This is a genomic window from Nocardia sp. NPDC055165, from assembly GCF_053606985.1.
On sequence record NZ_JBSGSS010000005.1, the window covers coordinates 149,114 to 173,002 of the forward strand.

Consider the following 23,889-nt stretch of genomic DNA (forward strand, 5'->3'; position numbering starts at 1 on the left):
TAGCATTACCTCGCCGTTTGACCAGACCCGTGTTGGGTATTCTTCGCCACTTCCGTTCCACCGAGCAAACCGCCGGCACTGTCGCACCCCACCGGACATCCCCCGCTGTTCGCGCGTCGCGCAACGCGCTGTGGACCGAGTTCGGTGCGCCGAAGCAGATCTGCGGCTTGAATGGAGCAATGATCGACAAAGGTGGGCGGCGCGGCCCGCAGGCAGACTCGGTGGTCGCCCTGGTCGACGCGGCCTCCGGCGTCGAACGCGCAGTGATCGGCGACTGGATCGCCCAGGGCGGTCTCGGCAGGGAGATCGACTCCACGGCCCCGGTGACCCAGCTCGACCTCGACGCCAAAGCCATCACCAAACGCCTTGTCGGCAGGCACGACGACCCGCTGGTGGTGCCCGTCCGGGTGTTGTGGCTGCCGCCCGAACGCGACGGCGTGCGCCGGGTGACCTTCGCCGACCTGGCGATGCTCACCAATCCGCGCAAACCCAACCGGCTCGTCCAGCGCAGGCTGCTGCGCACCGAACCCGACCGCCACCGCGTGCTGGTCGGCGCACCCGCCCGGCTCAGCGCGCTGCGCACCAACAATCCCGAGGCCGCGGCGCTGTTGCGCGCGGGCTCGGCGGATCCGTTCGCGCGCGCGGTCGTACGCGCCGCCGTGGTCGCGCTCGAACGCGCTGAACGCACCGTCATCGGCGATCGCTACAAGGTGCCCCAGCTGGTGGCCGAGGAGATCCTCGACTCCCCCGAATTCCAGCGCAAGCTCGACTACATCGCCGACGAGATCGGCTCCGAACCCGACCAGGTGTACCGCAACGCGGAGAAGGCGCTACGCGAGCTCGTCGCCGCCCAGAGCCGGCTGGTCTCGGACCTGTTCACCCAGGCGATGCGACCGGTCCACGCCTCGACCTGGAAGGTCGACACCGATCTGCGCGGCCTCGACGCGTTGCGCAAGCTCAACCGCAAGCACCCGCTGGTGTTCCTGCCCTCGCACCGCTCCTATGTCGACGCGTTCGTCCTGGGTGACGTGCTGGCGCGCAACGACTTTCCACCCAACCACGTGATCGGCGGCGCGAACCTCAACTTCTGGCCGATGGGACCGATCGCGCGACGCACGGGCACGGTGTTCATCCGGCGCAGCTTCGGCGACGACGAGGTCTACAAGGCGGTCGTCGAGGAGTACTTCGCCTACCTGCTGGCCAAGCGATTCAATATGGAGTGGTACTTCGAGGGCGGGCGCACCAGGACGGGCAAACTTCGCCCGCCGCGTTACGGACTACTCAACTACCTTGCCGCCGCGGTCCGTTCGCGGCGCGTCGACGACGTGATGCTGGTGCCGGTCTCGATCACCTACGAGCGGCTCAACGAGCTCGGGGCGATCGCGAGCGAACAGGCCGGCGGCACGAAGAAGGCCGAGGGCATCGGCTGGCTCGCGAAATATGTTCGGCTGCAGCAACACTCGGCGGGACGGGTGTATGTGCGCTTCGGCGAGGCGCTTTCGGCACGCGAGCGCCTCGGCGTGCACGGCGACCCACTCGATCAGCGCCCGGTGACCATTCCGCTGCGCGATACCGAGACCGGTTCCGCCACCGTTCCCGATGAGAAAGCCGTGGCCGACGCCGAGCACAAAGCGGTGCAGCGCTTGGCTTTCGACATCGCGGTCGGCATCAATGAGGTCACCCCGATCACCGTCAACGCGCTGGTCACCCTGGCCTTGCTGGGCGTGCACGAACGGGCGCTCACCCTCGGGCAGGTGCGCACGGTGCTCGATCCGGTACTCGGCTACATCACCGTGCGCGGGCTACCGAGCGGCGAATTGTCCACGCTGCGTGACGAACAGGGCCTGCGAGTGGTGCTCGAGCAACTCGCGCTCGCGGGTGTTGTCACCGTGTACCGCGGCGGGTTGGAGCCGGTGTACGCGATCGAACCCGGGGTTCACCTCGAGGCGGCGTTCTACCGCAACAGCGCGGTGCACTGGTTCGTCAACCGGGCCATCCTCGAGCTGGCCGCCCTGACCGCGGTGGAACAGCCGGGTGACGATCCGCTGCGGGCGGCGTGGAAGGCGGCCTTCGCGCTGCGCGATCTGCTCAAGTTCGAGTTCTTCTTCCCGGAACGGCAGGAGTTCGCCGAGCAGATCATCGAGGAAGTGCGCCTCATCGTGCCCGAATGGGACGAGCACACCCCCGACGACCGGCTGGATCGCCAATTCCTCGGCGCTGTCACCGAATCCGGGTTCGTGATGGCCCATCGGGTATTGCGATCGTTCTTCGACGCGCAGCTGGTGGTGGCCGAGCGTCTGGTCGCCCGCGCTGCCGACGCGACGATCGATCGCAAGGAATTCATCGACGAATGCGTGGCGGTCGGCAAGCAGATGCTGTTGCAGCAGCGGCTGCACAGCCCCGAATCGGTGTCGTCGGAACTGTTCACCAGTGCCTGGAAACTGGCCGACAACCACGGCCTCATCGCACCCGCCGCCGCGGGGGCCGAAGCCGAATTGATCGGCAAGCGCCAGGAATTCGCCGACCAGCTGCGTGATCTCGGAGAGCGCATCGCGCGGGCGGCCTCGCTCGATCCATCGAACAGGAACACGAACTGATGAGCACACTCGCCGAAGCAGTGTCCGCGATCCGGTCGGGTCCGCAGGGCGCACGGATCGCCGCGGTGTTCGATTTCGGGGGCACCGTCGTCGACGGCCTGCCGCGACGGGGACTGGCACGCAAGGTGTTCCGTCGTGGCGACGGCCGCCGGGCCACCCTGCTCGGTGGTATCCAGCGCGGTGGCAGCGATGGTGACTACGGACGCTTCCTGCAAGCCGTGGAACAGACCTGGGCGGGTGCCTCGGAGTCCGAGCTCGAGCAGCTGGGCCGCAAGGCTTTCGCCGAGCAGATCTACGGGCGACTGTTTCCCGAGGCGTGGCAGCTCGTCCGCGCGCACCAATTGGCCGGGCACACCGTGATCATGGTCAGCGAGCTCACCCGATTCCAGGTCCGGCCCGTGGCCGAGCGGCTCGGCATCGACAACGTACTGTGCACGGAACTCGCCGTCCGAGACGGCGTTCTCACGGGCCACACGGCGGGCGCACCGCTGTGGCGCACCGGAAAAGCCACGGCGGTAGCCGAATTCGCCGCAGACCTGGAGGTCGGCTATGTCTATGCCGACAGCGTGACCGACCTGTCCCTGCTCGAACTCGCCACCCGGCCGACCGTGATCGACCCGGACCCCGCGCTGGCCGCGATCGCCATCGGCAAGGACTGGCCCACCCTCACATTCCGGCTGCGCCGAGCTCCACGCCCCGTCGACTACCTGCGCACCATCGCCGGCTTCGCCGGGCTCATCGGCGGTGCGCTGATCGGCGTACTTCGCAAGTCCCACACCGGCAAACGCCAGACGATGGCCGACGCGCTCATGCACGACGCCACCACCGCCACCCTGCGCGCGATCGACGTACAGCTGCGCGTGGTCGGAGCCGAGAACGCCCGCGCACCCAGGCCCGCGGTGTTTCTGTTCAACCACCAGAGCCAGTTCGACGTGATCATCGTCCCGAAGGTGCTCGACGGGGCGGTGACCGGCATCGGCAAGAAAGAACTCGCCAACCACCCCCTGTTCGGCCCGCTGATGCGGTTCGTCGGGGTCACCTTCATCGACCGCACCGACACCGAACGCGCGAAAGCCGCACTCGCCCCGGTCGTTTCGACCCTGCGCGACGGGCTCTCGATCGCGGTCGCCCCGGAGGGAACGCGCTCGTTCACCCCCGGTGTCGGCCCGTTCAAGAAGGGCGCCTTCCATATCGCCATCCAGGCGGGCGTGCCGGTGATCCCGGTGGTGGTCCGCAATGCCGGCGAGATCGCCTGGCGGGATTCACCGATCGCCCGCCCCGGCATCGTCGACGTGGCGGTGCTGGCGCCGATCGACGTCTCCGGCTGGGACCCGGCCGACATGGACGCCGAGGTGGAAGGCGTTCGGCAGTTGTTCGAAACCACCCTGCTGAACTGGCCGGAACCCGACTGAGATCCGGCCGGGCGCGGTGGTGCGCCCGGCCGGACTCCCTCAGCTCTCGAACAACTGCTGCCCGAGGTAGTTCCCGGCCGCGGGGACGCCGGGCGGGATCGCGAACACGGCCGAGCCCACGGGGGTCGTCCATTCGTTCAGCGCGTCGAACTCCGCCAGCCGCTGCTGCACAGGCAGGAACTGGGCATCGACGTCGCGCTGGTAGGCGACGAACAGCAGTCCCGAATTCGACAGCTGCCCCGCGGCGGGCGCCTCGTCGTAGTTGAAACCGCGCCGCAGGAACCGTTCACCGTCGTGCGTGTGCCTGGCGCGGGCGACATGCGACGACGGCGGGATCACCGGGATGCCGTTGCGGTCCACCGCCGCCAGATCGGGTTCGTCGTGCTCGGCGGTGCCGGTGAGCGGCGCACCGGTGCTGACCTTTCTGCCCACGGTCAGTTCCCGGCCGTCGGCGTCGAGTTCGTCCCAGCGGTCCAGATCCATGGCGATCCGGCGCAGCACCAGCGAGGTGCCACCCGTCAGCCACGGCGTCGACGCACCGTCGTCCCACACCAGACGATCGAAGTCGACCGTGCGCGGGGCGATGTTGACGGTGCCGTCGACCTGGCCCATGAGGTTGCGCATGGTCTGGCCGCGTGGCGCGTCCCGGAAGCCGCGCTGCACCCACCGCACCGTCACCAGCGACTTCACATGCTTGGACAGCACCCGCACCGCGTGCGCTACCGTCGTCGCTTCCTGAGCGCAGACCTGGAGCACCAGGTCCGCGCCGGTGTAGGCGGGCTCCAGCCGGTCGACGGGAAACGGCGGCAGCTGCCGCAGCCACCTCGGTCGTCGTGCCGTGAGACCGGTGACGGTGAACAGCTCGGGACCGAAACCGACCGTGACGGTGAGCCGGGCAGGCCGGGCCGCGAGTTCCGGTTCGGTGTCGGCCAGCGCGGGAACGCCCTGGGTGAGCCGCGACGCGTCGTCGGTCCAGATCCGGAGCAGGCCGACGACGTCCTCGCGTCCGACGCCGGGCGCGAGATCGAAACCGGCGAAGGCCACGTGGCCGGGTGGCGTGGTCTCGATGCCGGCCTGGTGCGTGCCGTAGAACGGAACAACGTCGAGCCCCTCGCCGGGTTCTCGTTCCCGATCCCGGAGACCGGCCGCGCCCCAGCCGATTCCGGCCGCACCGACGACACCCGCTGCCGCCGCTCCCCCGCCGAGCAACCGGCGGCGGGAGAGCCCGGCATGCGGATCAGCCACCGTGCGTCGGGTTCTCGGAGCCCGGCGTGTAATTCTCCTTGCCGCCCGCGAAATCGCGCACCTGGGCGCTGACGACAGTGCTCGAGCCGTCGGAGAAGGTCAGGGTGAGCGAGGTTTCCGCGCCGGTGCGCAGTGGCTGCAACAGATCCATGAACATCAGATGCTCGGCACCGGGCTTCAGTGTCACTTCACCGTGCGCCGGGATGGTGATGCCGCCCTCCTTCGGCCGCATGGTCTTTGCCCCGGTGCTGTCGGGCACGACCTCGTGGATCTCGACCCGGTCCGAGGCCGGGCTGGTCGCGGCGACCAGGGTGACCGGCGCGTCCCCGGTGTTACGCAGGTTGCCGAAGGCGGCGGACATGCCGGAGTCGGCGGCCTTGATCCACTGGTCGCTCATCGTGATCCGGTCACCCGCCGACGCGGGGGCAGCGGGCGCGGGTTCCGAACCCGAGCAGGCGGTGGAGAAGAGGGCGAGGACAGACAGTGCGGTCGCGGCACCGAGACGGCGGGCGACGCGGGGTGAACGCAGGTGGGTACGCGTGTACGCGGACATGGGGGAACTCCGATCATCGGGATGGAATGGACCCCGGACCGGCCTGTCGGCACAGCGAATCATCCACCGGGACGGCGGATTTCGACGGCGTGGAGCTACGCCGGAACGGGGGTGAGTGTGGTCGCGCCCGTTCTGGGCGGACCACGCAGCCCGATGTCCGGTCGTAGGAGGAGTTGCCGGAGCACCGCGCGCTCGTCGGCGGCGGGTCGCCGGACCGCACGCGCGAGGGGACGCACGACCCCGGCCAGCACGAGGACCAGCTGACGCACGCTGGTGATCGCCCGGCGTACTCCGACTTCGGCGGCGCGAATCGCGATCGCGCCGACCGGGATCGCGACCAGGTGCGCGAGCACCATCGCGGCCGAAAGAGGATGGTGCTGGACATGTCCCAGCGACATCGCGGTGTGCCCGACGCCCTGGCCGACAGCCAGCACCGCCATGGTCGAGACCGGACTGTGCCCGCGTGGCAGCGCGGAGACCACGACACCGATCAGGGCGCAGGCGGCGAACAGCAGGGCCATCGACGAGCCGGCGGGAAGGGCGGTAGCGCCACCGAGGCCGTGCGCGAGCACAGCGACCGCACCGGACGCGGCACCCACCGCCGCGCCGCGTAAGCGCGCGGTGTGATCCGTCGGTGAACGCACAGAGCCATGCTACGACTACGTGTCGTAGACAACGGGATCAGGGCGTATGACCGGCGTCTCATCGGTGTCGCAGCCGAATTCCGAAGAAAGACTTGACCTTAACCATTGTTTGGGTTTGATGATGGTCTCACCACCGAATGAGGGAGAACATCATGACCACCACCACCGCCCCCGCCACCTACACCGTTCCCGCACTGAACCGGCCCGTGGCCGTGCTGGGCGCCGCTGCCACCGCCGTGGTGCTGAACCTGATCGTCTGGGCCGTCGGCGCCGCCGCAGGCGGGACGTTCACCACGATCGCCGACGGCAAGGTCACCGATGCCGCACCCGGCGGCGTGATCATGATGTCGGCGGTGCCGGTGCTGATCGGGCTCACCGTCGCCGTGCTGCTGTCCTACGTGTGGACCGGCGTGCTGCGGACCGCCGCCGTGGTCGGATCGGTGCTGTCGATCGCGACCATCGGGCTGACCGTGGCCGCCGACTTCGACACCGCCTCCACCATCGCCCTGTCGGTGATGCACGTGGTGCTGGTGCCGGTCATGGTGATCGCGCTGGAAGGTGTGCGTCGCGGCATCACCGCGAAGTGACCCGAACACACAGCGAAGGCCCCGCCGAGAAACGGCGGGGCCTTTCGCATGCCGAGTTCTAGACCGAGCGGCCGAACAGCAGCTTCCACGGCATGAGCGCCGATTCGAGCTGCACCTTCAGGCTCATCTTCGACGCGCCGACGGTGCGCTCCTCGAAGCGGATCGGCACCTCGGCGATCGTGTAGCCCTTCTTGATCGCGCGGTAGTTCATCTCGACCTGGAACGAATAACCGTTGCTGCGGATCGACGCCACGTCGATCGCCCGCAGGGTGTCGGCCTTCCAGGCCTTGAAACCGGCGGTCGCGTCCTTCACGCCCAGGCGCAGGATCAGGTTCACGTAGAAGTTGGCCCAGGCCGACAGGGCCTTGCGGTACCACTTCCACTCCGCGGCGGTGGAACCACCGGGCACGTAGCGCGACCCCAGCGCCACGCCGACATCGTCGGAGCTCAGCTTCTCCAGCATCGACGGGATCACCTCGGCGGGATGCGACAGATCGGCGTCCATCTGGATCACCACGTCGGCACCCTCGTCGAGCGCCGCGGTGATGCCCGCGATGTAGGCGCGGCCGAGACCGTCCTTCTCGGTGCGGTGCAGCACGCTCACCACATTCGGCAGCTCAGCAGCCAGTTTGTCGGCGACATCACCCGTGCCGTCGGGTGAATTGTCATCTACCACCAGCACGTGCAGATCGGACACCGGCAGAGCCGTCAGCCGCTCCACCGCCACCGGCAGATTTTCCCGCTCGTTGTAGGTCGGCACAACAACGGTAACCCTCAAGGGTCGCCCTCCCTGCTCACCTGGATAGCCCCGCGGCCCAGGATGCGGGCACGGGGCATGTCATCGATTCGTTATGACGGTACTCGATGGTCCTGACGCTTTCCTGAGTGGCCGTGCGGGCGCTCACCACAGCCGACCCGCGTGGACCAGCGCGTCGATGATCAATCCGAGGCCGAACACGACGAAAAGCACCCTGATGACCGGCGGCCCGAAGCGGGTGATGCCCCGCACGAGCAGGCGGTATACCCGCCGCGCGCGCGGTGTCCGCCGCATGGCGACAGCGAGCACGACCAGCGGCAGGATCAGAGCGATCGCGCAGTAACCGGCCACGATCACCGGCCACACCACCGGCAGCGGGCGCTGTGCGGACAGCAGGGCCAGGGCCGCGAGGTACGGCACCGAGGTCGGCACCTTCGCCAAACCCAGCGTGAAGCCGAGCACGCCCATCAGCCACGGATGCTTGCGCACCGGCTCGACCCAGCGACCACCGGTGGGCGCGGTGGTGTCCACCGGCAGCACGGCGACCGCGATCAGCACCAGGCCGATCACCAGCTCGCCCCAGTACCGCAGAGCCGGGGTCAACTCGAAGTCGAGGAGCCGGACCAGGAAGTCGATGCCGAGTACCGTGCACACGCCGAAGACCACGGAGATCGCGAAAACGCCGCCGAGGAAGCTGAGCACACCCGTCATCGGCGAGCGCCGGGTCAGCCTGGCGTCGGCGACCACGGCCGTGGTGATCGCCACCAGCAGCACATCGAGCGCGTCGAGCAGAGCGAACCCGAGCAGGGCCAACAGTCGATACCCATCCATGACATGGCTGACCCTACTCGCCGGTCATATTTCGATCGCCGACCCGTTCGTCACACCAGCACCACCCGAATCCCGCGGCGAAAGTCCTTGACCTGCGCGGTCTCGAAATCGATCCTGCCATCTGGACTGGACTCCCCCGCAAACGGCGCTCGGTGGTTACGCTTTTGAGCACCGGCCGTGCCGGGATCCGCGATCGTGAAGGGGCAGACATCGTGGCAGAAATGTCTTTCGACCCGTCAGCGCTCGACGCTTATCAGCGTGCGGCAGCTCGGGTTTCCGAACTTCTTGGCACAGCGGCCACAGAGACGACGACCGCGGCCGGGGTCGACCTGTCCGGGCTCGGCGTGCTCGGGCGTGAATTCGCCGCCGCCTGGACACAGGCCGCGGGCGACCACGCGTCGACGCTGAGCACGGCGGGCAACCTGGTCACCGCCTATCAGGACATCTTGAATCGCTTCGGCGCCAGCGTGACCGGGATCGATTCCGGGCTGGCGGGCGATCTGCGAGCAGCCGAGGGAGAGGTGGCGTGATGCGTTCCAAGTCGCTGGTCACCGAGACCACGGTCAGCACGATCACCCCCGCCGAGGCCGAGGCGAAGATCGAGCCGGTGATCGCGCTGCTCGAAGTTCCGCTGCTCGAGTTGCGGAGATCGCTGGGCAGCAACACTTCCGCCGATCCCGACGCGTCCGTGGTCGCCGCGCTCACGTCGGCATCCGCCGCGACCACGGCCACCGAAGACCCGCATCGGCTCGGGCTGTACGCGCTCGAGTCGACCGAGACCGCGGCACCGGCCACCCCCGCGCTGCGGCAGACCGCCACCGAGGTCTCGGCCGCGGCCGATCGCGGGACCAGTTTGAGCTCGCTGCTCGGGCAGGCGTATTCGACACAGTCGACCGCGGCCGCCAAGGTCGACGCGATCATCGCCGACTTCCGGGCCAAGGCGAAGAAGGCCGCGCCCGCGGTGAACGAGAACAACCTCGACGCCATCGTCGAGCTGGCCGAAGAGGCCATTTCGGAAGCGGTCGGGGTGGTGGGCAACGCCAGCACCGAGATGGATCAGTACACCCGCGACACCAAGGGGCTCACCAGCGATCTCGGCGGGACCAACGGGGTCACCGTGCCCACCGGCGCGACGGAGGTGGCGCCCGGGGTCTATGTGCTCGGCACCGGCGGGTCCGATACGTCGTCGTGGGACGACTCCTCGTGGGATGACGAGGACGACAACATCGATCCGGCGACAGCGGCGCAGATCGCGTTGCAGGAGGCCTTGATCGACGGTGGGGTGTCCTTGGGAACCGCGGCGATCGACGCCGGCGTCACCTTCGGCACGCATCTGATCGACAAGATCGCCGAAGTCGCGATGCACGGGATCGACGCGGGCTCCGAGCTGGCGACGACCGGAATCGACACTCTCGCCGCGAATGCCACGGGTACCGAGGGCGCCACCTCCACCACACCCGCGGGCACCGCACCCACCTCGCCGTCGACCAATGGTGGTGGCACCGGCACGAACACCCTGTTCGGCGGTTTGGGTGGCGGCACCAGCACCGGCGGGGGCACCGGCACCGGGGCGAACAGCGACAGTGGCGCGTCGGCGAAGCCGGATAGCCCCGCGCCGTCGGCGCCGTTCCAGTCCAACCAGGCGCCGAAAACCGAACAGCCCCAACAGGCTCCGAGCACACCGGCGCCTGCCCAGCAGCCGATGCAAGGCGGGGTGGTTCCGCCCGGCAGTCGTCCGCAGCAGGATCAGGAGACCGAAAAACCCTCCGCCGCACCTAAACACGGTCAACCGGGAGTCGTCCCGGCGCCGGCGTAGGACCCCCGGATGGAGAATCCGTTCGGTGCCTACTTCACGTCGCCGGATGCCACGACGCCCGGTCGCCGTCGCCCGCAGGGCAAACGGCGACGCAGGCGGCGACGCGAGGCCGAGCCGCAGACGATCGGCACGAACCCCGAGACCTGGCCGCCACCCGACCCGGAACCGTTCGACAACAACGACCCGTTCGAGCCCGCACCCGTCCAGCCGGTATATCGAAACCCCGCCGACGACGACGGGTTCACCGGCGACTGGAACGACTGGAACGACGGCGACGCGCCGGTCGAGACGCAGCGCGGCGACGATGTCGACTGGAACGACTGGGCCACCGCCACCGCCACCGAACAGAGCGGCGACCACGTGGAGATGCCGGTGTTGCCGCGCCTCAAGGACTTCGGCGGCGGCGGCCAGATCGCGCGGCGCCCCCGCAAGAACTTCGACGACGAACGCTACGACGACAGCGGCGGCCGGGCGAAAGCCGCCGCCGCGATCAAGGGCGTGGTCGGCGCGCTCGCCTTCGTCGTCGTGCTCGGCGTGGCCGCCACCATCTTTCTCGGCCCCGCCGACAAGACGAGCACCACCACCCAGGCCGCCGTCCCCGGCTCGCGGGCGACCACCTCCACCGTGGTTCCCCCACTGCCCGCCCACGCCCTGTCCGGCTGCGAGTCCTTCCGCACTCCCTCGATCACCATCAGCGCCGAGCGCGGCGACACCGCCAGCCCCGAGGGCGCCATCCTCGGCTTCGAATACAGCTACTACGTCGACCGCGACGCCGCCAAGGCCCGCTCCTTCGTCACCGACAACGCGCATGTGGGCAATGCCTCCGCCCTGGCCGAAGGCATCGGCTCGCTGCCCCTCGACGTCAAATACTGCGTCCACATCACCAAAGCCGACGCCGCCGACGCCACCCTCTGGAATGTCACCATCCACCAGAAATGGCCGGGCGACGCCACCACCGAGAAAATCAACCAGGTCATGCGCACCACCGAGGTAGCCCCCGGCCGCCACCGCATCACCAGCATCGACCACCGCATCTGAACACGGGCCCGCGTAGATTGAGCGCCTGTCGATTTGTGGTGCAGCGCAGTGAAATGGTTCGACACCGACTCTCTTGGGGACTTTCGGGGTAGCACTGACCCCGAACACTATCCGTAGACGAGCTGAGGGTGCACGAGCAATCGCTTCGAGCTAGGGTGTGGGCGTTGGCGGGGAATGTATCAACAGTTCAGAACGGGGGTTCGATGAAGAAAAATGCGGCCGGGATGGCTTTCGCTCCGCGAATTGGATCTCGACTATGCGACGCCAGTGTGCTTGATGGTGACGGCTCGGACTGGAAGCATAAGCCGAGCACATAATGAATAAATTTGCGTGGCCGACTACCGGCATGTTACTCATCGCACTCTCGACGGCGTGCACGGACCCGACGGCAGGACCTGAAAGTCCTACACTGATTCCTCCGACCGAAACCGTATCGACAGTGCGAGATCTGTGTGAGACACTGTCGAACTTCGTCGTCAACGACCTCAGCGTGCAAAACACACAAATAAGGGCGGTCGATGATCTCGGATCCTCGATCCACGGGACAGGAATCTGTTTTGTCGACTCGAATTCAGAATTGGTCGCATCTGCGTCGATCAGGCGAGATTCAAATGCGGTTCCACCACCCGGTTCAATTATGCAACCGATGAGCGGGACGTCAGCGCCGGCTTGGTTGTCCGATAACCGGCCCTGGGGGCTGGTCACAGTCACGACCCGAACGAACGAGCGGGAAGGCACAATCCAGATCCATGAGGATCACGCACGAACTCCTAAAGGACTCCTTTCGCTTACCGATGAACAATTGCGGGCGGTTGCCGAGCTTTCTATCAGATTGACTCGCTACCTACAGCCGTAACCCCGGTCTCTCTCGCAACACAGGGCAGCCAGAACCCGTCCACGGCACCTGGCACAGGCTCACTCAACTCCGGCAGCCTGGCGACACCGACTCTCCGGACTCGGCGGTCACGATTCGATCCCTGATTGTTTGACACAGGACCGCGAGTGAATCTCGTAATGCGCTGAGGGCTCGATGGTCTCGTATTCAACATCGCGGTGGAACGCCCGCGACAGTGTCCCGGCTATTCGACCCGAGCAGCGGGTAGGCGGATGCGCCGACAATTGCCGGCGCCTCGACAAACGCGTCTACTCTCCGCCGTGCCTGGCCCTGGGCGGGCCCACCGCTGTGGTGACCGCGTGATGATGCCAATGACCTGAGTCCGCTGATACGACGAAGTCCCGCGCACCGGGATCGGTGTGGGGGACTTTGCTGTGTTGCGACCCTGACGGGACTCGAACCCGCGACCTCCGCCGTGACAGGGCGGCGCGCTAACCAACTGCGCTACAGGGCCTTGCTTCGTTACGTCGGGGGATATTACCCGGTGGGCATCGGTTTCGGTAACCGAACAGGTCAGGCGGTGGATCGGGCGTTGACATTGACGTCAACGTCAACAACACTTGTGGCGGTGACCACCAGCGAGGCGCAGGAGCGGGCCAGGTCGGCGCGCAAGGACAGCGCCGGTCCGCGCCGCGGCGAGTTGCTGGATGCGGCAGCGCGGTGTTTCGCCGAGTGCGGGTACGACCAGACCTCGGTGGAGACGATCACCACGCGGGCGCGAGTCTCCCGGGCGACGTTCTACGCGTATTTCTCGTCCAAGGACGAGGTGTTCGGGGCGATCACCGAGCGAGTGTGCGCGCAGTTCCTGGCCGCGCAACTCGTGGTGGACGTCGAGGTCACCGCGCCCGCCGAGGTCATCGGTGCCACCACGCGAGCGTTCGCGCAAGCCGTGTTCGCCAACGGCGCGCTGGTGGCGCTGATCGAGCACCGGGCGGGGATCGATCCCGCGATCGGCGCGCAGTGGTCGCAGGTGCGCACACGTCTGCGCAAGCGATTCACCGCGTTTCTCGAACGCACCGAGGTGCGCGGCGGGATCGATCCGTGCGCCCCGCCGTCGCGGATCGTCGAGACTCTCGCCGACGCACTGCTGATCGGCGCCTCCCGGCTCGCCGGAGCCGACCGCGACCGGCGCGAACAGTTCATCACCGACCACATCGCCATCGCCGAACGACTGATCGGCTTCACCGGCCCGACCCGCACCACCACCGAATCCGAGGACATCCCGTGAAGCTGCTCATCGCCAACCGCGGCGAGATCGCCCTGCGCGTCCTGCGCACCGCCGCCGAACTCGGCATCGACACCGTGGCGGTGTACGCCGAGGACGACGCCGACAATCCCGATGTGCACGCGGCGGGCGAGGCGATCCGGTTGGCGGGCACCGGCGCGACGGCCTACCTCGACCACGCCGCGATCCTCGCCGCCGCCAAGGAATCCGGCGCCGACTACTTGCATCCCGGCTACGGATTCCTCAGCGAGAACGCCGAATTCGCCCGTGCGTGCGCGGCCGACGGCGTCACGTTCGTCGGCCCCGATCCCTCGGCGCTCGACCTGTTCGGCGACAAGTCCTCGGCCCGCGCGACCGCCGTGGCCGCAGGCATCCCCGTCTTGCCCGCGACCGAGGGACCGACCACCGTCGAACAGGTTCACGCGTTCTTCGGCACGCGCCCCGGCGCGATCATGATCAAGGCGCTGGCCGGTGGCGGCGGCCGTGGCATGCGGGTGGTGCGGAGCGCGCAGGAGATCGACGACGCGTACCGGCAGTGCGCCGCGGAAGCGCGGCTCGGTTTCGGCGATCCGGCGGTCTTCGCCGAGACGCTGTTCGAGAACGCCCGGCACATCGAAGTGCAGATCGTCGCCACCAGCGGCACAGCGCTGGCACTGGGTGATCGCGATTGCAGTGTGCAGCGCAGGCACCAGAAACTACTCGAAATCGCTCCCGCGCAGGGACTTTCGGACACCCAGCGCAGAGAGCTCCACGCGGCGGCGGCCCGGCTGTGTGCCCACGTCGACTATCGCGGGCTGGCCACCGTCGAATTCCTGGTCTCCGACGCCGAATTCGTGTTCCTCGAGGTGAATCCGCGAATCCAAGTGGAGCACACCGTGACCGAGGAGGTCACCGGCGTGGATCTGGTCGCCGTGCAGCTGGCGATCGCCCAGGGCACACCCTTCGGCGAACTGGGGTTGCCGAGCGGAATCGTCTCCACTGGAACAGAATCCATCGGCGAACCGGCCGCCGCCGACGGTATCGCGATCCAGGCGAGGGTCAACATGGAAACGATGACGGCCGACGGTTCGGCGGTGCCGGCCGCGGGCACCCTGATCACCTTCGCACCCCCGGCCGGCCCCGGCGTGCGGGTCGACACCTTCGGTCGCACCGGGCTGACTCCGAGCCCGCGCTACGACTCGCTCCTGGCCAAGGTGATCACCCGCACCCGCGGACAGTCCTTCCCCGCCGCCGCCCGCAAGGCCGCGACCGCACTCGTCGAGTTCACCGTGACAGGCATCGGCACGAACATCTCGTTCCTGCGAGAGATCCTCGCCGACAGCACCTTCCAGTCGGGGCTCGCCACCACCAGCTTTCTCACCGAGCGGCTGATCGAACTCGTCTCGGCGGCACAGGCCGGTCAGCCCGAGGCCACGGTCACCGCGGTCGAGCTGTATCCAGGGCAGGAGGCCGTGCGCGCTCAGCTCGCGGGCACGGTGGTCGAGGTGGCCGACGAGGGTGTCGACGTCGGCGCGGGCGGTCAGCTCGCCGTGCTCGAGGCGATGAAGATGCAGCATGTGGCCAGCGCGCCCGATGCCGCCAGGACCGTCCGGGTGCTGGTCCGCCCCGGCCAGGTCGTCGCACCGGGCGATCCGCTGGTCATCATCACCCGCACCGGCGCGGACGAATCCGGCGGCGCGCACACCGAGCTGGATCCCGACCGCGTTCGCGCCGATGTCGACGAGATCCGCGCCAGGCACCTCGTGACGCTGGACGAGTCCCGCCCGGCGGCCGTGGCCAAACGGCACCGGCTCGGTCGCCGCACCGCCAGGGAGAACATCGCCGACCTGGTCGACGAGGGCAGCTTCGTCGAATACGGCGCACTCGCGCTCGCCGCACAACGCAGCAGACGCGCCGAAGCGGACCTGATCGCCAACACCCCCGCCGACGGCCTGGTCACCGGCTTGGCGACCATCGGCGCCGACCGCTTCGACAACGCCGAGGCGGTGGTGGTCTCCTACGACTACACCGTGCTCGCCGGCACCCAGGGCAAGAACAACCACGCCAAGACCGACCGCGCCTTCGAACTCGCCGAACGCAAGCGGATTCCGGTGGTGCTGTTCGCCGAGGGCGGCGGCGGCAGGCCGGGCGACACCGACGGGACCGGCATGGGCCTGGACGTGACGACCTTCCGCGCGCTCGGCGCGCTACGCGGCAAGGTGCCGCTGGTGACGATCGTGTCGGGCCGCTGCTTCGCGGGCAACGCCGCCCTGGCCGGTGTCTGCGACGTGATCATCGCGACGCCGGACGCCAATATCGGCATGGGCGGACCGGCGATGATCGAGGGCGGCGGGCTCGGCGCCTGCCGCCCCGAGGACATCGGTCCGATCGAGGTGCAGCGACGCAACGGTGTCGTCGACCTGGTCGCCCGCGACGAGGCGCACGCGGTGGCACTGGCCAAGCAGTACCTCGGCTACTTCCAGGGCCGGGTCGACGAATTCGAGGCACCGGATCCACGGCTGGCCCGGCACGTGGTGCCGGAGAACCGGTTGCGCGCCTACGACATCCACCGCGCCATCGACGCGATCGTCGACGTGGGCTCGGCCCTCGAGCTGCGGGCGGACTACGGGGTCGGCGTCGTCACCGCGCTGGTGCGGGTACACGGCGAACCGTTCGGCTTGATCGCCAACAGCAGCCACCATCTGGGCGGTGCGATCGATGCCGAGGCCGCCGACAAGATGGGCGAGTTCCTCACACTGTGCCAATCGTTCGGCCTGCCGGTCGTCTCCCTGTGTGACACACCGGGTTTCATGGTCGGACCGGAGGCGGAGAAGACCGCGACGGTGCGCCGGTTCAGCAAGTTGTTCGTGCTCGGCGCGCAACTGAGCGTGCCGTTCGGCACCATCATCCTGCGCAAGGGGTACGGACTCGGCGCGATGGCGATGGCGGCGGGCCACTTCCACGCGCCGCGGTTCACCGTCGCCTGGCCCACCGGCGAGATCGGGCCGATGGGGCTGGAGGGCGCCGTTCGCCTCGGCTTCAGCAAAGAGCTCGCCGCCGTGACGGATCCGGACGAGCGCGAGACGCTGTTCCAGCAATTGCTCGCCATGGGCTACCAGGCGGGCAAGGCGCTCACCGCTGCCACGGGTTTCGAGCTCGACGATGTGATCGACCCCGCCGACACCCGCACCTGGATCGCCACCCTCGCCGACAGCCGGGCGCGCGGAGGGTCGTGCGGCAGCTCGGCCACTTGATACCACCTTCGCTCCCGGTGTGATTTACGACATATTTCCAGCCGATCACACCGCGCACGCGTCCAGACTTGAAGTTGACGTCAACTTTCAATAGATTCAGACCTGCGGATCACCGAGCAGCCATCGCTGATCGAACCCGGCCGGCGAGCAGGTCTGCGAACCCAGCCGGTACGGAACGAACGGAAGGAATTCTCGTGAGAGTTGCCGACAAAGTGGCCATCGTGACCGGTGGCGGCGCGGGCATCGGCGCCGCGCTGGCCGCCGCACTCGCCGCGGCGGGCGCGAAGGTGGTGGTGGCCGACCTCGACGAGCCCGCCGCGCTGGCGGTGTCGGAGCAGATCAACGCCGATCAGCCCGGCACAACCGTCGGAGTCGGCGCCGACGCCGCCGTCACCGAGGAAATCCGCGGTCTGATCGCGGTGGCGCAGCAGCACTTCGGGCCCGTCGATCTGTACTTCGCCAATGCGGGCATCGTCGGCGCCGCCGGACTCGACGTCACCGACGACGAGTGGGACCGCTCGCTGGACGTGAACCTGCGCGCCCACATCCGTGCCGCGCGGCTGCTGGTGCCCGAGTGGGTCGAACGCGGTGCGGGCTACTTCGTCAGCACCGCATCGGCCGCGGGACTACTCACCCAGATCGGTTCGGCCACCTACTCGGTGAGCAAGCACGCCGCGGTCGGGTTCGCCGAGTGGCTCAGTGTCACCTACGGCGACCAGGGCGTGCGCGTCAGTTGCCTGTGCCCGATGGGCGTCAACACGAAACTGCTGTACGAGGGCCAGAATTCGGGCGAGGAGCTCGGCGCCACAGCGACCCGCGCCGTCGTCGCGGCGGGCGAGGTCCTCGAACCCGCCGACGTGGCCGACATCGTGCTCACGGCCGTCGACGCCGAGGACTTCCTGATCCTGCCGCATCCACAGGTGCTGGACATGTACCGCCACAAAGGCGCCGACTACGACCGCTGGCTGCGCGGCATGCGCCGCTACCAGTCGTCGCTGCCGGCCGAAACCCACTGAGCGAGAGACAAAGCCATGTCACTGTTCGATCTGAGCGATCGCGCGAAGAAGTATTCCGAAGACCTGCTCGACTTCATGGACGCGCACGTCTACCCGGCTGAGGCCGTCTACGAGGCGCAGATGCGCGAATCCGGCGACCCCCATTTCCAGCCGCCCGTCCTCGAAGAGCTCAAAGCCGAGGCCAAGCGGCGCGGCCTGTGGAACCTCTTCCACCCGCACCCCGGGCGCGGACCCGGCCTCACCAACCTCGAGTACGCGCCGCTGGCCGAGATCATGGGCCGTAGCCACCTCGCCGCCGAGGCCTGCAACTGCAACGCCCCCGACACCGGCAACATGGAAGTGCTCGAGCTGTTCGGCACCGAGGAGCACAAAGAGAAGTACCTGAAGCCACTGCTCGACGGCACCATGGCGTCGGCGTTCGCGATGACCGAACCGCGGGTGGCCAGCTCCGACGCCACCAATATCGAACTGTCGATGGTGCGCGACGGTGACGACTACCTGCTCAACGGCCGAAAGTGGTTCGCCACCAACGCCTTGCACAAGAACTGTCGTGTGATGATCGTGATGGGCAAGACCGATCCCACCGCGGCGCCGCACCGTCAGCAGACCATGATGGTGGTCCCGATCGACGCACCGGGCGTCACGATCCTGCGCGGGCTGCCGGTCTTCGGCTACCAGGAACGCGAAGGCCACGCCGAGATCGACTTCGCCGACGTGCGCGTGCCCGCCACCGACGTGCTCAAAGGCGAGGGCGAGGGTTTCGCGATCAGCCAGGCCCGGCTCGGCCCCGGCCGCATCCACCACTGCATGCGCAGCATCGGGATGGCCGAACGCGCGCTGGAGATGATGTGCAAGCGCGCGCAGGCGCGGGTCACCTTCGGCGCGCCCATCGCCGACAACGCCAACATCGGGGACTGGATCGCCGAGTCGCGCATCGAGATCGAGATGATCCGGCTGCTCACGCTCAAGGCCGCGCATCTGATGGACACCGTCGGCAACAAGGCCGCGCGCACCGAGATCGCCGCCATCAAGGTGGCCGCGCCGAACATCGCGCTGAAGGTCGTCGACCGGGCCATTCAGGTACACGGCGCCGGCGGTGTCACCGACGACTTCCCGCTCGCGGCCGCCTGGGCGCACCTGCGCACACTGCGGCTCGCCGACGGCCCCGACGAAGTGCACAAGCGTGCCATCGCACGGCAGGAACTGCGCAAGTACAAGGAGAGCAACTGATATGACCGGACTGGATCTCACCGGCCGCACCGCCATCGTCACCGGCGCCTCCCGGGGCATCGGACTGGCGATCGCCCAGTCGCTGGCCACCGCGGGCGCGAACGTCGTGCTGACCGCGCGCACACAGGAATCCGCGGACGCGGCCGCGGCCCAGATCGTCGGCACCGCGATCGGGGTCGGCGCGCACGTCGTCGACGAAGACGCCGCACGGCGCTGCGTCGAGCTGACCGTCGAGCGGTTCGGCAGCGTCGACATCCTGGTCAACAACGCGGGCACCAACCCGGCGTTCGGCCCGACGATCGACCAGGATCACGCCCGCTTCGCGAAGATCTTCGACGTGAATCTGTGGGCTCCCGTGCTGTGGACGCAGCTGGTCACCCGCGCGTGGATGGGCGAGCACGGCGGCGCCGTGGTCAACACCACCTCGATCGGCGGCCTGAGTCTCGAGCCCAACATCGGGCTGTACAACGCGTCCAAGGCGGCGCTGATCCACCTGACCAAGCAGTTGGCGATGGAACTGTCGCCGAAGGTGCGCGTCAACGCGATCGCGCCGGGCGTGGTGCGGACCAAGCTGGCCGAAGCGCTGTGGCAGGAGCAGGAGCGCGAGCTCTCGGCCTCGACCGCACTGGACCGGATCGGCGAGCCCGACGACGTCGCCGCCGCAGTGGCCTTCCTGGTCTCCGACGCGGCGAGCTGGATCACCGGCGAAACCATGGTGATCGACGGCGGCCAGCGGCTCGGCGACGTCGCCCCGTTCCGGAGCGGAGCCTCGGTCGGTGCCTGACGCGCACGAGGTGGTCGGCGTCGACCCGGTCGCCATCGGAAGATGGTTCGCCGCAGTCGGCGTCGAGCACACCGCGCCACTGCGTTTCGACCGGATCGGCCTCGGCCAATCGAACCTGACCTATCTGGTGCGCGACGACGCGGACCGCCGGTGGGTGCTGCGCAGGCCGCCGCTGGGGCACCTGCTCGCCTCCGCGCACGATGTGGTGCGCGAGGCCAGGATCATGGCGGCGCTCGAATCCACCGATGTCCCGGCGCCGCGGATTCTCGGTGTCGTCGACGATCCGGCGGTGTCGGAGGTACCGATGGTGCTGATGGAATTCGTCGACGGGCAGGTGGTCGACACCATGGCGATCGTGGAATCGCTGACCCCACAGCGTCGTCGGGCCATCGCCGAATCGCTTCCGCGCACGCTGGCGAAGATCCACGCGGTCGACCTGGCTGCCGTCGGCCTCGCCGATCTGGCGAGTCACCGGCCCTACGCCGTCCGCCAGCTCAAACGGTGGGGCGGGCAATGGGAGCAATCCAAGACCCGGGAGTTGCCGGAGCTCGACGAGCTCACCCGCAGGCTCACCGCCGACATCCCGGAGCAGCGGGAGGTGACCCTCGTGCACGGCGACTTCCACCTGCGCAACGTGATCACCGCGCACGACACCGGCGAAGTCGTGGCCGCGCTGGACTGGGAACTGTCCACCCTCGGCGACCCGCTGGCCGACATGGGCAGCCTGCTCGCCTACTGGACGGAACCGGGCGAGAACACCGGCGGCGACTTTCCCGCGTCGGCACTGCCCGGTTTCCCGGACCGCGCGCAGATGTCGGCGGCCTACCTCGCGCTGACCGGGCGCGACCCGGCCGCCCTGCGGTACTGGCACGCCTTCGGGCTGTGGAAGCTCGCCGTCATCGCCGAGGGCGTGCTGCGCCGAGCGCGGGACACGCCGCAGAACAGGGCCGCCGCGGGCACCCCGACCGTCGAACGCATCGACGCGATCGTGCACAAGGCACTCGATCTCACCGAACACATCCAGACATGACTCGCACCGCAACCGAGACCGCCGCCGGCCAGGTCACTACCTCGCCGGCGGACCGAAGGACTGATCGACGATGAAAGCATGGCAGGTAACCGAACTCGGCGAACCGCGGGAAGTACTGCAGTTCAACGACATCGACGATCCGGTGGCCGGACCGGGGCAGGTGCTGGTGCGTGTCCTCGCGGCGCCGGCCAACTTCCCCGACGTGCTGCTGTGTCGTGGGCAGTACCAGGTCAAGCCGCCGCTGCCGTTCACGCCCGGCGTCGAACTGTGCGGTGAGGTGGTGGCGGTCGGCGACGGCGCCGATTTCGCGGTCGGTGACCGGATCGTCGGCACCACGAACCTGCCCGGTGGCGCGTTCGCCGAGCTGGCCGTGCTCGATGCCGACAGCGCGTTTCCCGCACCGGACTCCCTCGACGACGCCGAGGCCGCCGCACTGGTCATCGGCTATCAGACGAGTTGGTTCGCCCTGCACCGGCGCACTCGGGTGCAACCCGGCGAGACGCTGTTGGTGCACGCCGCCGCCGGTGGCGTGGGCAGTTCCGCCGTGCAGCTGGGCAAGGCGGCGGGCGCGCGGGTGATCGGTGTCGTCGGCGGCCCGGAGAAGGCCGACTACTGCCGCCGCCTCGGCGCCGACCTCGTGATCGACCGGCGCACAGAGGATTTCGTGCCGATCGTCAAAGAGTTCACCGGTGGCCGTGGCGCCGACGTGATCTACGACCCGGTCGGCGGCGACGCCTACACCAAGTCCACCAAATGCATCGCCTTCGAAGGTCGCATCCTGGTGATCGGCTTCGCGGGCGGCACGATCCCCCAGCCCGCGCTCAATCACGCGCTGATCAAGAACTATTCGATCATCGGCCTGCACTGGGGGCTCTACAAGCAGTACAACCAGCAGGCGATCGCCGACTGCCACGCCGAGCTGTCGCGGCTGGCGGCGGCGGGTGAGGTGAGACCACTGATCAGCGAACGCCTTTCGCTCGGCGACGTCCCCGACGGCCTCGGCCGCCTCGGCGACGGCGACACCGTCGGCAGGCTCGTGTTCCACCCCCGGCTATAAATAGGGCATGGAACGACGTGCGGAGACCGCAGGCGACAGCGCGCCACCCTCGATGGCGCGCACCTCGCTGCTGCGCGAGCTGCCCGCCACGCCGCGCGGGCTGCGCACCAGGACAGCGCTGATCGACGCGGGACGGAAGGTGTTCGAGCGCACGGGATATCTCGATACCCGGCTCGTGGACATCACCCAGGAGGCCAAATGCTCCTCGGGCACCTTCTACACCTATTTCGCCGGCAAAGAGGAGATCTTCGCGGCGATCCTGGAGCACGCCCAGGAAGACATGATGCATCCCGGGATGGAGCACGTGACGGGTGACGACGATCCCGTGTCGATCATCGAGGCCAGCAATCTGGCGTACTTCGAGGCCTACAAGCGCAACGCGAAGTTGATGGGGCTGCTCGAACAGGTCGCCAATATCGATCCCGAGTTCAGCAAGCTCCGCCAGGAACGGGCCGACGCGTTCATCCGCCGCAACGCCCGCAGCATCGCCGATCTCCAGCGGCGCGGTCTCGCCGATCCCGAGCTGGACCCGATGCTGTCCTCACGGGCGCTGTCGGGGATGGTCAGCAGGCTGGCCTTCAACTATTTCGTCACCGGCGACGGTCTCCTCGACGGCAAGCCGCTCCCGATCGAGGAGCTCGTCTACACGGTGACCCGGCTCTGGGCGAACGCGCTGCGGATGCCGCTGAAGAACTGACCGGCGCGGTCGAACGAAAAAATCCCCTCACCGAGTTGTCTGGTGAGGGGATCGAAGGTGGCCAGAGCCGGGATCGAACCGGCGACCTACCGCTTTTCAGGCGGTCGCTCGTACCAACTGAGCTACCTGGCCGGAAGTACCGGATTGCTCTGGTACTACGTGCGACCCTGACGGGACTCGAACCCGCGACCTCCGCCGTGACAGGGCGGCGCGCTAACCAACTGCGCTACAGGGCCATGCTTCTGCAGTACTGCTAGACACAGTCCGAAGACTGTACCCCCTACGGGATTCGAACCCGCGCTACCGCCTTGAAAGGGCGGCGTCCTAGGCCGCTAGACGAAGGGGGCTCGTTCCGAATCTCTCCGGGGCGGCTTCAACGTTTCCGTTGGGAGCTCGCATAGCTTATGACAGGTGTGCGCAGAGTTCCAAATCGCCTGGTCAGGCGCCCAAACCGAGGTCATCCAGGCGTGCCTGCTCGCGCCAGCCCTCGGTGCGGAAGTTCTGGATCCACAGCGGGGTGGCCATCGCCTCCACGATAACCTCCAGCACCTCGGCGAAGCGGGCGCGCAGGTCGGCGGCGGAACCGTTGGAGATCGGGTCGACCAGATAGCGCTGGCCTGCCAGCGCCGCGGACAGGGTCCGGGTGAAGCGGTCGGGGTCGGCGTCGGCGCGCAGGTGACCGTCGTCGATGGCGCGCACCGCGAGCACGCGGGTGGCGCGGCCGACGATCCGTCCGCCGCCGTTGCCGTTGTCGCGATGGAAGTCGGGTTCGATCACGAGGCGGTACTCGGCTTGCACGATGGTGTCGTGTTCCAGGCGAAGGGCGATCTCGTCGACCATGCCGTGCAGCACATCGAGCGGACCGAGGTCGGCGCGCGCGAGCCAGCGCTCCGCGCAGATCCGGTACCGCTCGACCGCGGTATCGAGCACCGCGCGCGCCAGGTCTTCCTTGGAGTCGAAGTGGAAGTACATCGCCCCCTTGGTGGCGCGCGAACCTTCCAGAATGCGGTTGAGCGATGCCGCGGCATATCCGCTCTTCCCGAACTCGACGGCCGCGGACTTGATTATCGCCGCGCGTGTCCGGCGCGCCCGCTCTTGCTGCCGTGCCATGCTCGAAACGCCTCCGAACCTTCTCGACGCCGACGGTCGAATACAGACCGTTGGTGCGAATTGTGGTTTTAATTCAAACTTTCGGTATGAAAGACTCGCGGTGCCTCGCACAGCGGCCCCGCCACCAGTGAG

Annotated in this window: 20 protein-coding genes and 4 tRNA genes; 14 read left to right on the top strand and 10 right to left on the bottom strand. The window is 68.1% G+C overall.

The annotated features are described in order from the left end of the window. Window positions 1-179 precede the first annotated feature (179 nt). Window positions 180-2,597, top strand: coding sequence for a glycerol-3-phosphate 1-O-acyltransferase (locus tag ACWFRF_RS12620; RefSeq protein WP_387446373.1), 2,418 nt, complete (start codon window positions 180-182; stop codon window positions 2,595-2,597). After that, a complete protein-coding gene (locus ACWFRF_RS12625) occupies window positions 2,597-4,009 on the top strand; it encodes an HAD-IB family hydrolase (RefSeq protein ID WP_452450037.1) in 1,413 nt (470 codons plus the stop codon). The genes ACWFRF_RS12620 and ACWFRF_RS12625 overlap by 1 nt, the downstream gene beginning before the upstream one ends. 39 nt (window positions 4,010-4,048) lie before the next feature. On the opposite strand, the gene ACWFRF_RS12630 is transcribed toward ACWFRF_RS12625, so the two are convergent. From ACWFRF_RS12630 to ACWFRF_RS12640, 3 genes are all read right to left on the bottom strand, one after another. Further along, window positions 4,049-5,254 carry a Dyp-type peroxidase gene (locus ACWFRF_RS12630; RefSeq protein WP_452450038.1) on the bottom strand — a complete coding sequence of 402 codons (1,206 nt, stop codon included), beginning with the start codon at window positions 5,252-5,254 and terminating at the stop codon, window positions 4,049-4,051. Continuing rightward, window positions 5,247-5,807 (bottom strand): copper chaperone PCu(A)C, encoded by a 561-nt coding sequence (locus ACWFRF_RS12635; RefSeq protein ID WP_452450040.1) that lies wholly within the window; start codon window positions 5,805-5,807, stop codon window positions 5,247-5,249. The genes ACWFRF_RS12630 and ACWFRF_RS12635 overlap by 8 nt, the downstream gene beginning before the upstream one ends. 95 nt (window positions 5,808-5,902) lie before the next feature. Further along, window positions 5,903-6,451, bottom strand: a complete 549-nt coding sequence (locus ACWFRF_RS12640) for a hypothetical protein (protein WP_449968179.1) — start codon at window positions 6,449-6,451, stop codon at window positions 5,903-5,905. Between the two features lie 152 nt (window positions 6,452-6,603). Here ACWFRF_RS12640 and ACWFRF_RS12645 point away from each other — a divergent pair, with 152 nt between their 5' ends. After that, entirely contained in the window at window positions 6,604-7,038 is a 435-nt protein-coding gene (locus ACWFRF_RS12645; RefSeq protein WP_378631873.1) for a DUF6069 family protein, read from the top strand. 58 nt (window positions 7,039-7,096) lie between these two features. On the opposite strand, the gene ACWFRF_RS12650 is transcribed toward ACWFRF_RS12645, so the two are convergent. Both ACWFRF_RS12650 and ACWFRF_RS12655 read right to left on the bottom strand, forming a co-directional pair. Further along, complete coding sequence (locus ACWFRF_RS12650; RefSeq protein ID WP_228536832.1) at window positions 7,097-7,816, bottom strand: polyprenol monophosphomannose synthase; 720 nt, start codon at window positions 7,814-7,816, stop codon at window positions 7,097-7,099. A 123-nt stretch (window positions 7,817-7,939) separates the two neighbouring features. Then, entirely contained in the window at window positions 7,940-8,626 is a 687-nt protein-coding gene (locus ACWFRF_RS12655; protein ID WP_378990543.1) for a GAP family protein, read from the bottom strand. 212 nt (window positions 8,627-8,838) lie between these two features. Here ACWFRF_RS12655 and ACWFRF_RS12660 point away from each other — a divergent pair, with 212 nt between their 5' ends. From ACWFRF_RS12660 to ACWFRF_RS12670, 3 genes are read left to right on the top strand one after another with little or no spacing between them, the layout of a single operon-like run. After that, window positions 8,839-9,156 carry a hypothetical protein gene (locus ACWFRF_RS12660; protein WP_378990544.1) on the top strand — a complete coding sequence of 106 codons (318 nt, stop codon included), beginning with the start codon at window positions 8,839-8,841 and terminating at the stop codon, window positions 9,154-9,156. Next, the gene (locus ACWFRF_RS12665; protein ID WP_452450044.1) at window positions 9,156-10,442 is read left to right on the top strand and encodes a hypothetical protein; all 1,287 of its coding nucleotides are present in this window, start codon (window positions 9,156-9,158) and stop codon (window positions 10,440-10,442) included. The genes ACWFRF_RS12660 and ACWFRF_RS12665 overlap by 1 nt, the downstream gene beginning before the upstream one ends. A gap of 9 nt (window positions 10,443-10,451) precedes the next feature. Beyond that, window positions 10,452-11,480, top strand: a complete 1,029-nt coding sequence (locus ACWFRF_RS12670; protein ID WP_378990547.1) for a hypothetical protein — start codon at window positions 10,452-10,454, stop codon at window positions 11,478-11,480. 1,275 nt (window positions 11,481-12,755) lie between these two features. Here ACWFRF_RS12670 and ACWFRF_RS12675 read toward each other — a convergent pair. Further along, window positions 12,756-12,829 (bottom strand) — tRNA-Asp (locus tag ACWFRF_RS12675). A 114-nt stretch (window positions 12,830-12,943) separates the two neighbouring features. Between ACWFRF_RS12675 and ACWFRF_RS12680 the strand changes: the two genes are divergently transcribed. From ACWFRF_RS12680 to ACWFRF_RS12715, 8 genes are all read left to right on the top strand, one after another. Further along, window positions 12,944-13,603, top strand: coding sequence for a TetR/AcrR family transcriptional regulator (locus ACWFRF_RS12680; RefSeq protein WP_452450045.1), 660 nt, complete (start codon window positions 12,944-12,946; stop codon window positions 13,601-13,603). Further along, complete coding sequence (locus ACWFRF_RS12685; RefSeq protein WP_452450047.1) at window positions 13,600-16,833, top strand: carboxyl transferase domain-containing protein; 3,234 nt, start codon at window positions 13,600-13,602, stop codon at window positions 16,831-16,833. Before ACWFRF_RS12680 ends, ACWFRF_RS12685 begins: the two co-directional genes overlap by 4 nt. A 194-nt stretch (window positions 16,834-17,027) precedes the next feature. Next, window positions 17,028-17,849 carry an SDR family oxidoreductase gene (locus ACWFRF_RS12690; protein WP_452450048.1) on the top strand — a complete coding sequence of 274 codons (822 nt, stop codon included), beginning with the start codon at window positions 17,028-17,030 and terminating at the stop codon, window positions 17,847-17,849. A 15-nt stretch (window positions 17,850-17,864) separates the two neighbouring features. Beyond that, on the top strand, window positions 17,865-19,079 hold the full coding sequence (locus ACWFRF_RS12695) for an acyl-CoA dehydrogenase family protein (protein ID WP_378990552.1): 1,215 nt from the start codon (window positions 17,865-17,867) through the stop codon (window positions 19,077-19,079). 1 nt (window position 19,080) lies between these two features. Continuing rightward, window positions 19,081-19,863: an SDR family oxidoreductase gene (locus tag ACWFRF_RS12700; RefSeq protein ID WP_378990553.1), complete on the top strand. Its 783-nt coding sequence runs from the start codon at window positions 19,081-19,083 to the stop codon at window positions 19,861-19,863. Continuing rightward, window positions 19,856-20,893 carry a phosphotransferase family protein gene (locus ACWFRF_RS12705; RefSeq protein ID WP_449968157.1) on the top strand — a complete coding sequence of 346 codons (1,038 nt, stop codon included), beginning with the start codon at window positions 19,856-19,858 and terminating at the stop codon, window positions 20,891-20,893. Before ACWFRF_RS12700 ends, ACWFRF_RS12705 begins: the two co-directional genes overlap by 8 nt. Before the next feature lie 70 nt (window positions 20,894-20,963). Next, window positions 20,964-21,950: an NADPH:quinone oxidoreductase family protein gene (locus ACWFRF_RS12710; RefSeq protein WP_452450050.1), complete on the top strand. Its 987-nt coding sequence runs from the start codon at window positions 20,964-20,966 to the stop codon at window positions 21,948-21,950. Between the two features lie 7 nt (window positions 21,951-21,957). Next, window positions 21,958-22,647, top strand: coding sequence for a TetR/AcrR family transcriptional regulator (locus ACWFRF_RS12715; protein ID WP_378990556.1), 690 nt, complete (start codon window positions 21,958-21,960; stop codon window positions 22,645-22,647). Window positions 22,648-22,705: 58 nt separating this feature from the next. Here the strand turns inward: ACWFRF_RS12715 and ACWFRF_RS12720 are convergent. The 4 genes from ACWFRF_RS12720 to ACWFRF_RS12735 all read right to left on the bottom strand — a co-directional run bounded on the left by ACWFRF_RS12720 (window position 22,706) and on the right by ACWFRF_RS12735 (window position 23,757). Continuing rightward, window positions 22,706-22,779: transfer RNA gene (locus ACWFRF_RS12720), tRNA-Phe, on the bottom strand. Window positions 22,780-22,809: 30 nt separating this feature from the next. After that, window positions 22,810-22,883, bottom strand: a tRNA-Asp gene (locus ACWFRF_RS12725). A gap of 38 nt (window positions 22,884-22,921) precedes the next feature. Further along, a tRNA-Glu gene (locus ACWFRF_RS12730) sits at window positions 22,922-22,994 on the bottom strand. Window positions 22,995-23,085: 91 nt separating this feature from the next. After that, window positions 23,086-23,757, bottom strand: coding sequence for a TetR family transcriptional regulator (locus ACWFRF_RS12735; protein ID WP_378990557.1), 672 nt, complete (start codon window positions 23,755-23,757; stop codon window positions 23,086-23,088). Window positions 23,758-23,889 lie beyond the last annotated feature (132 nt).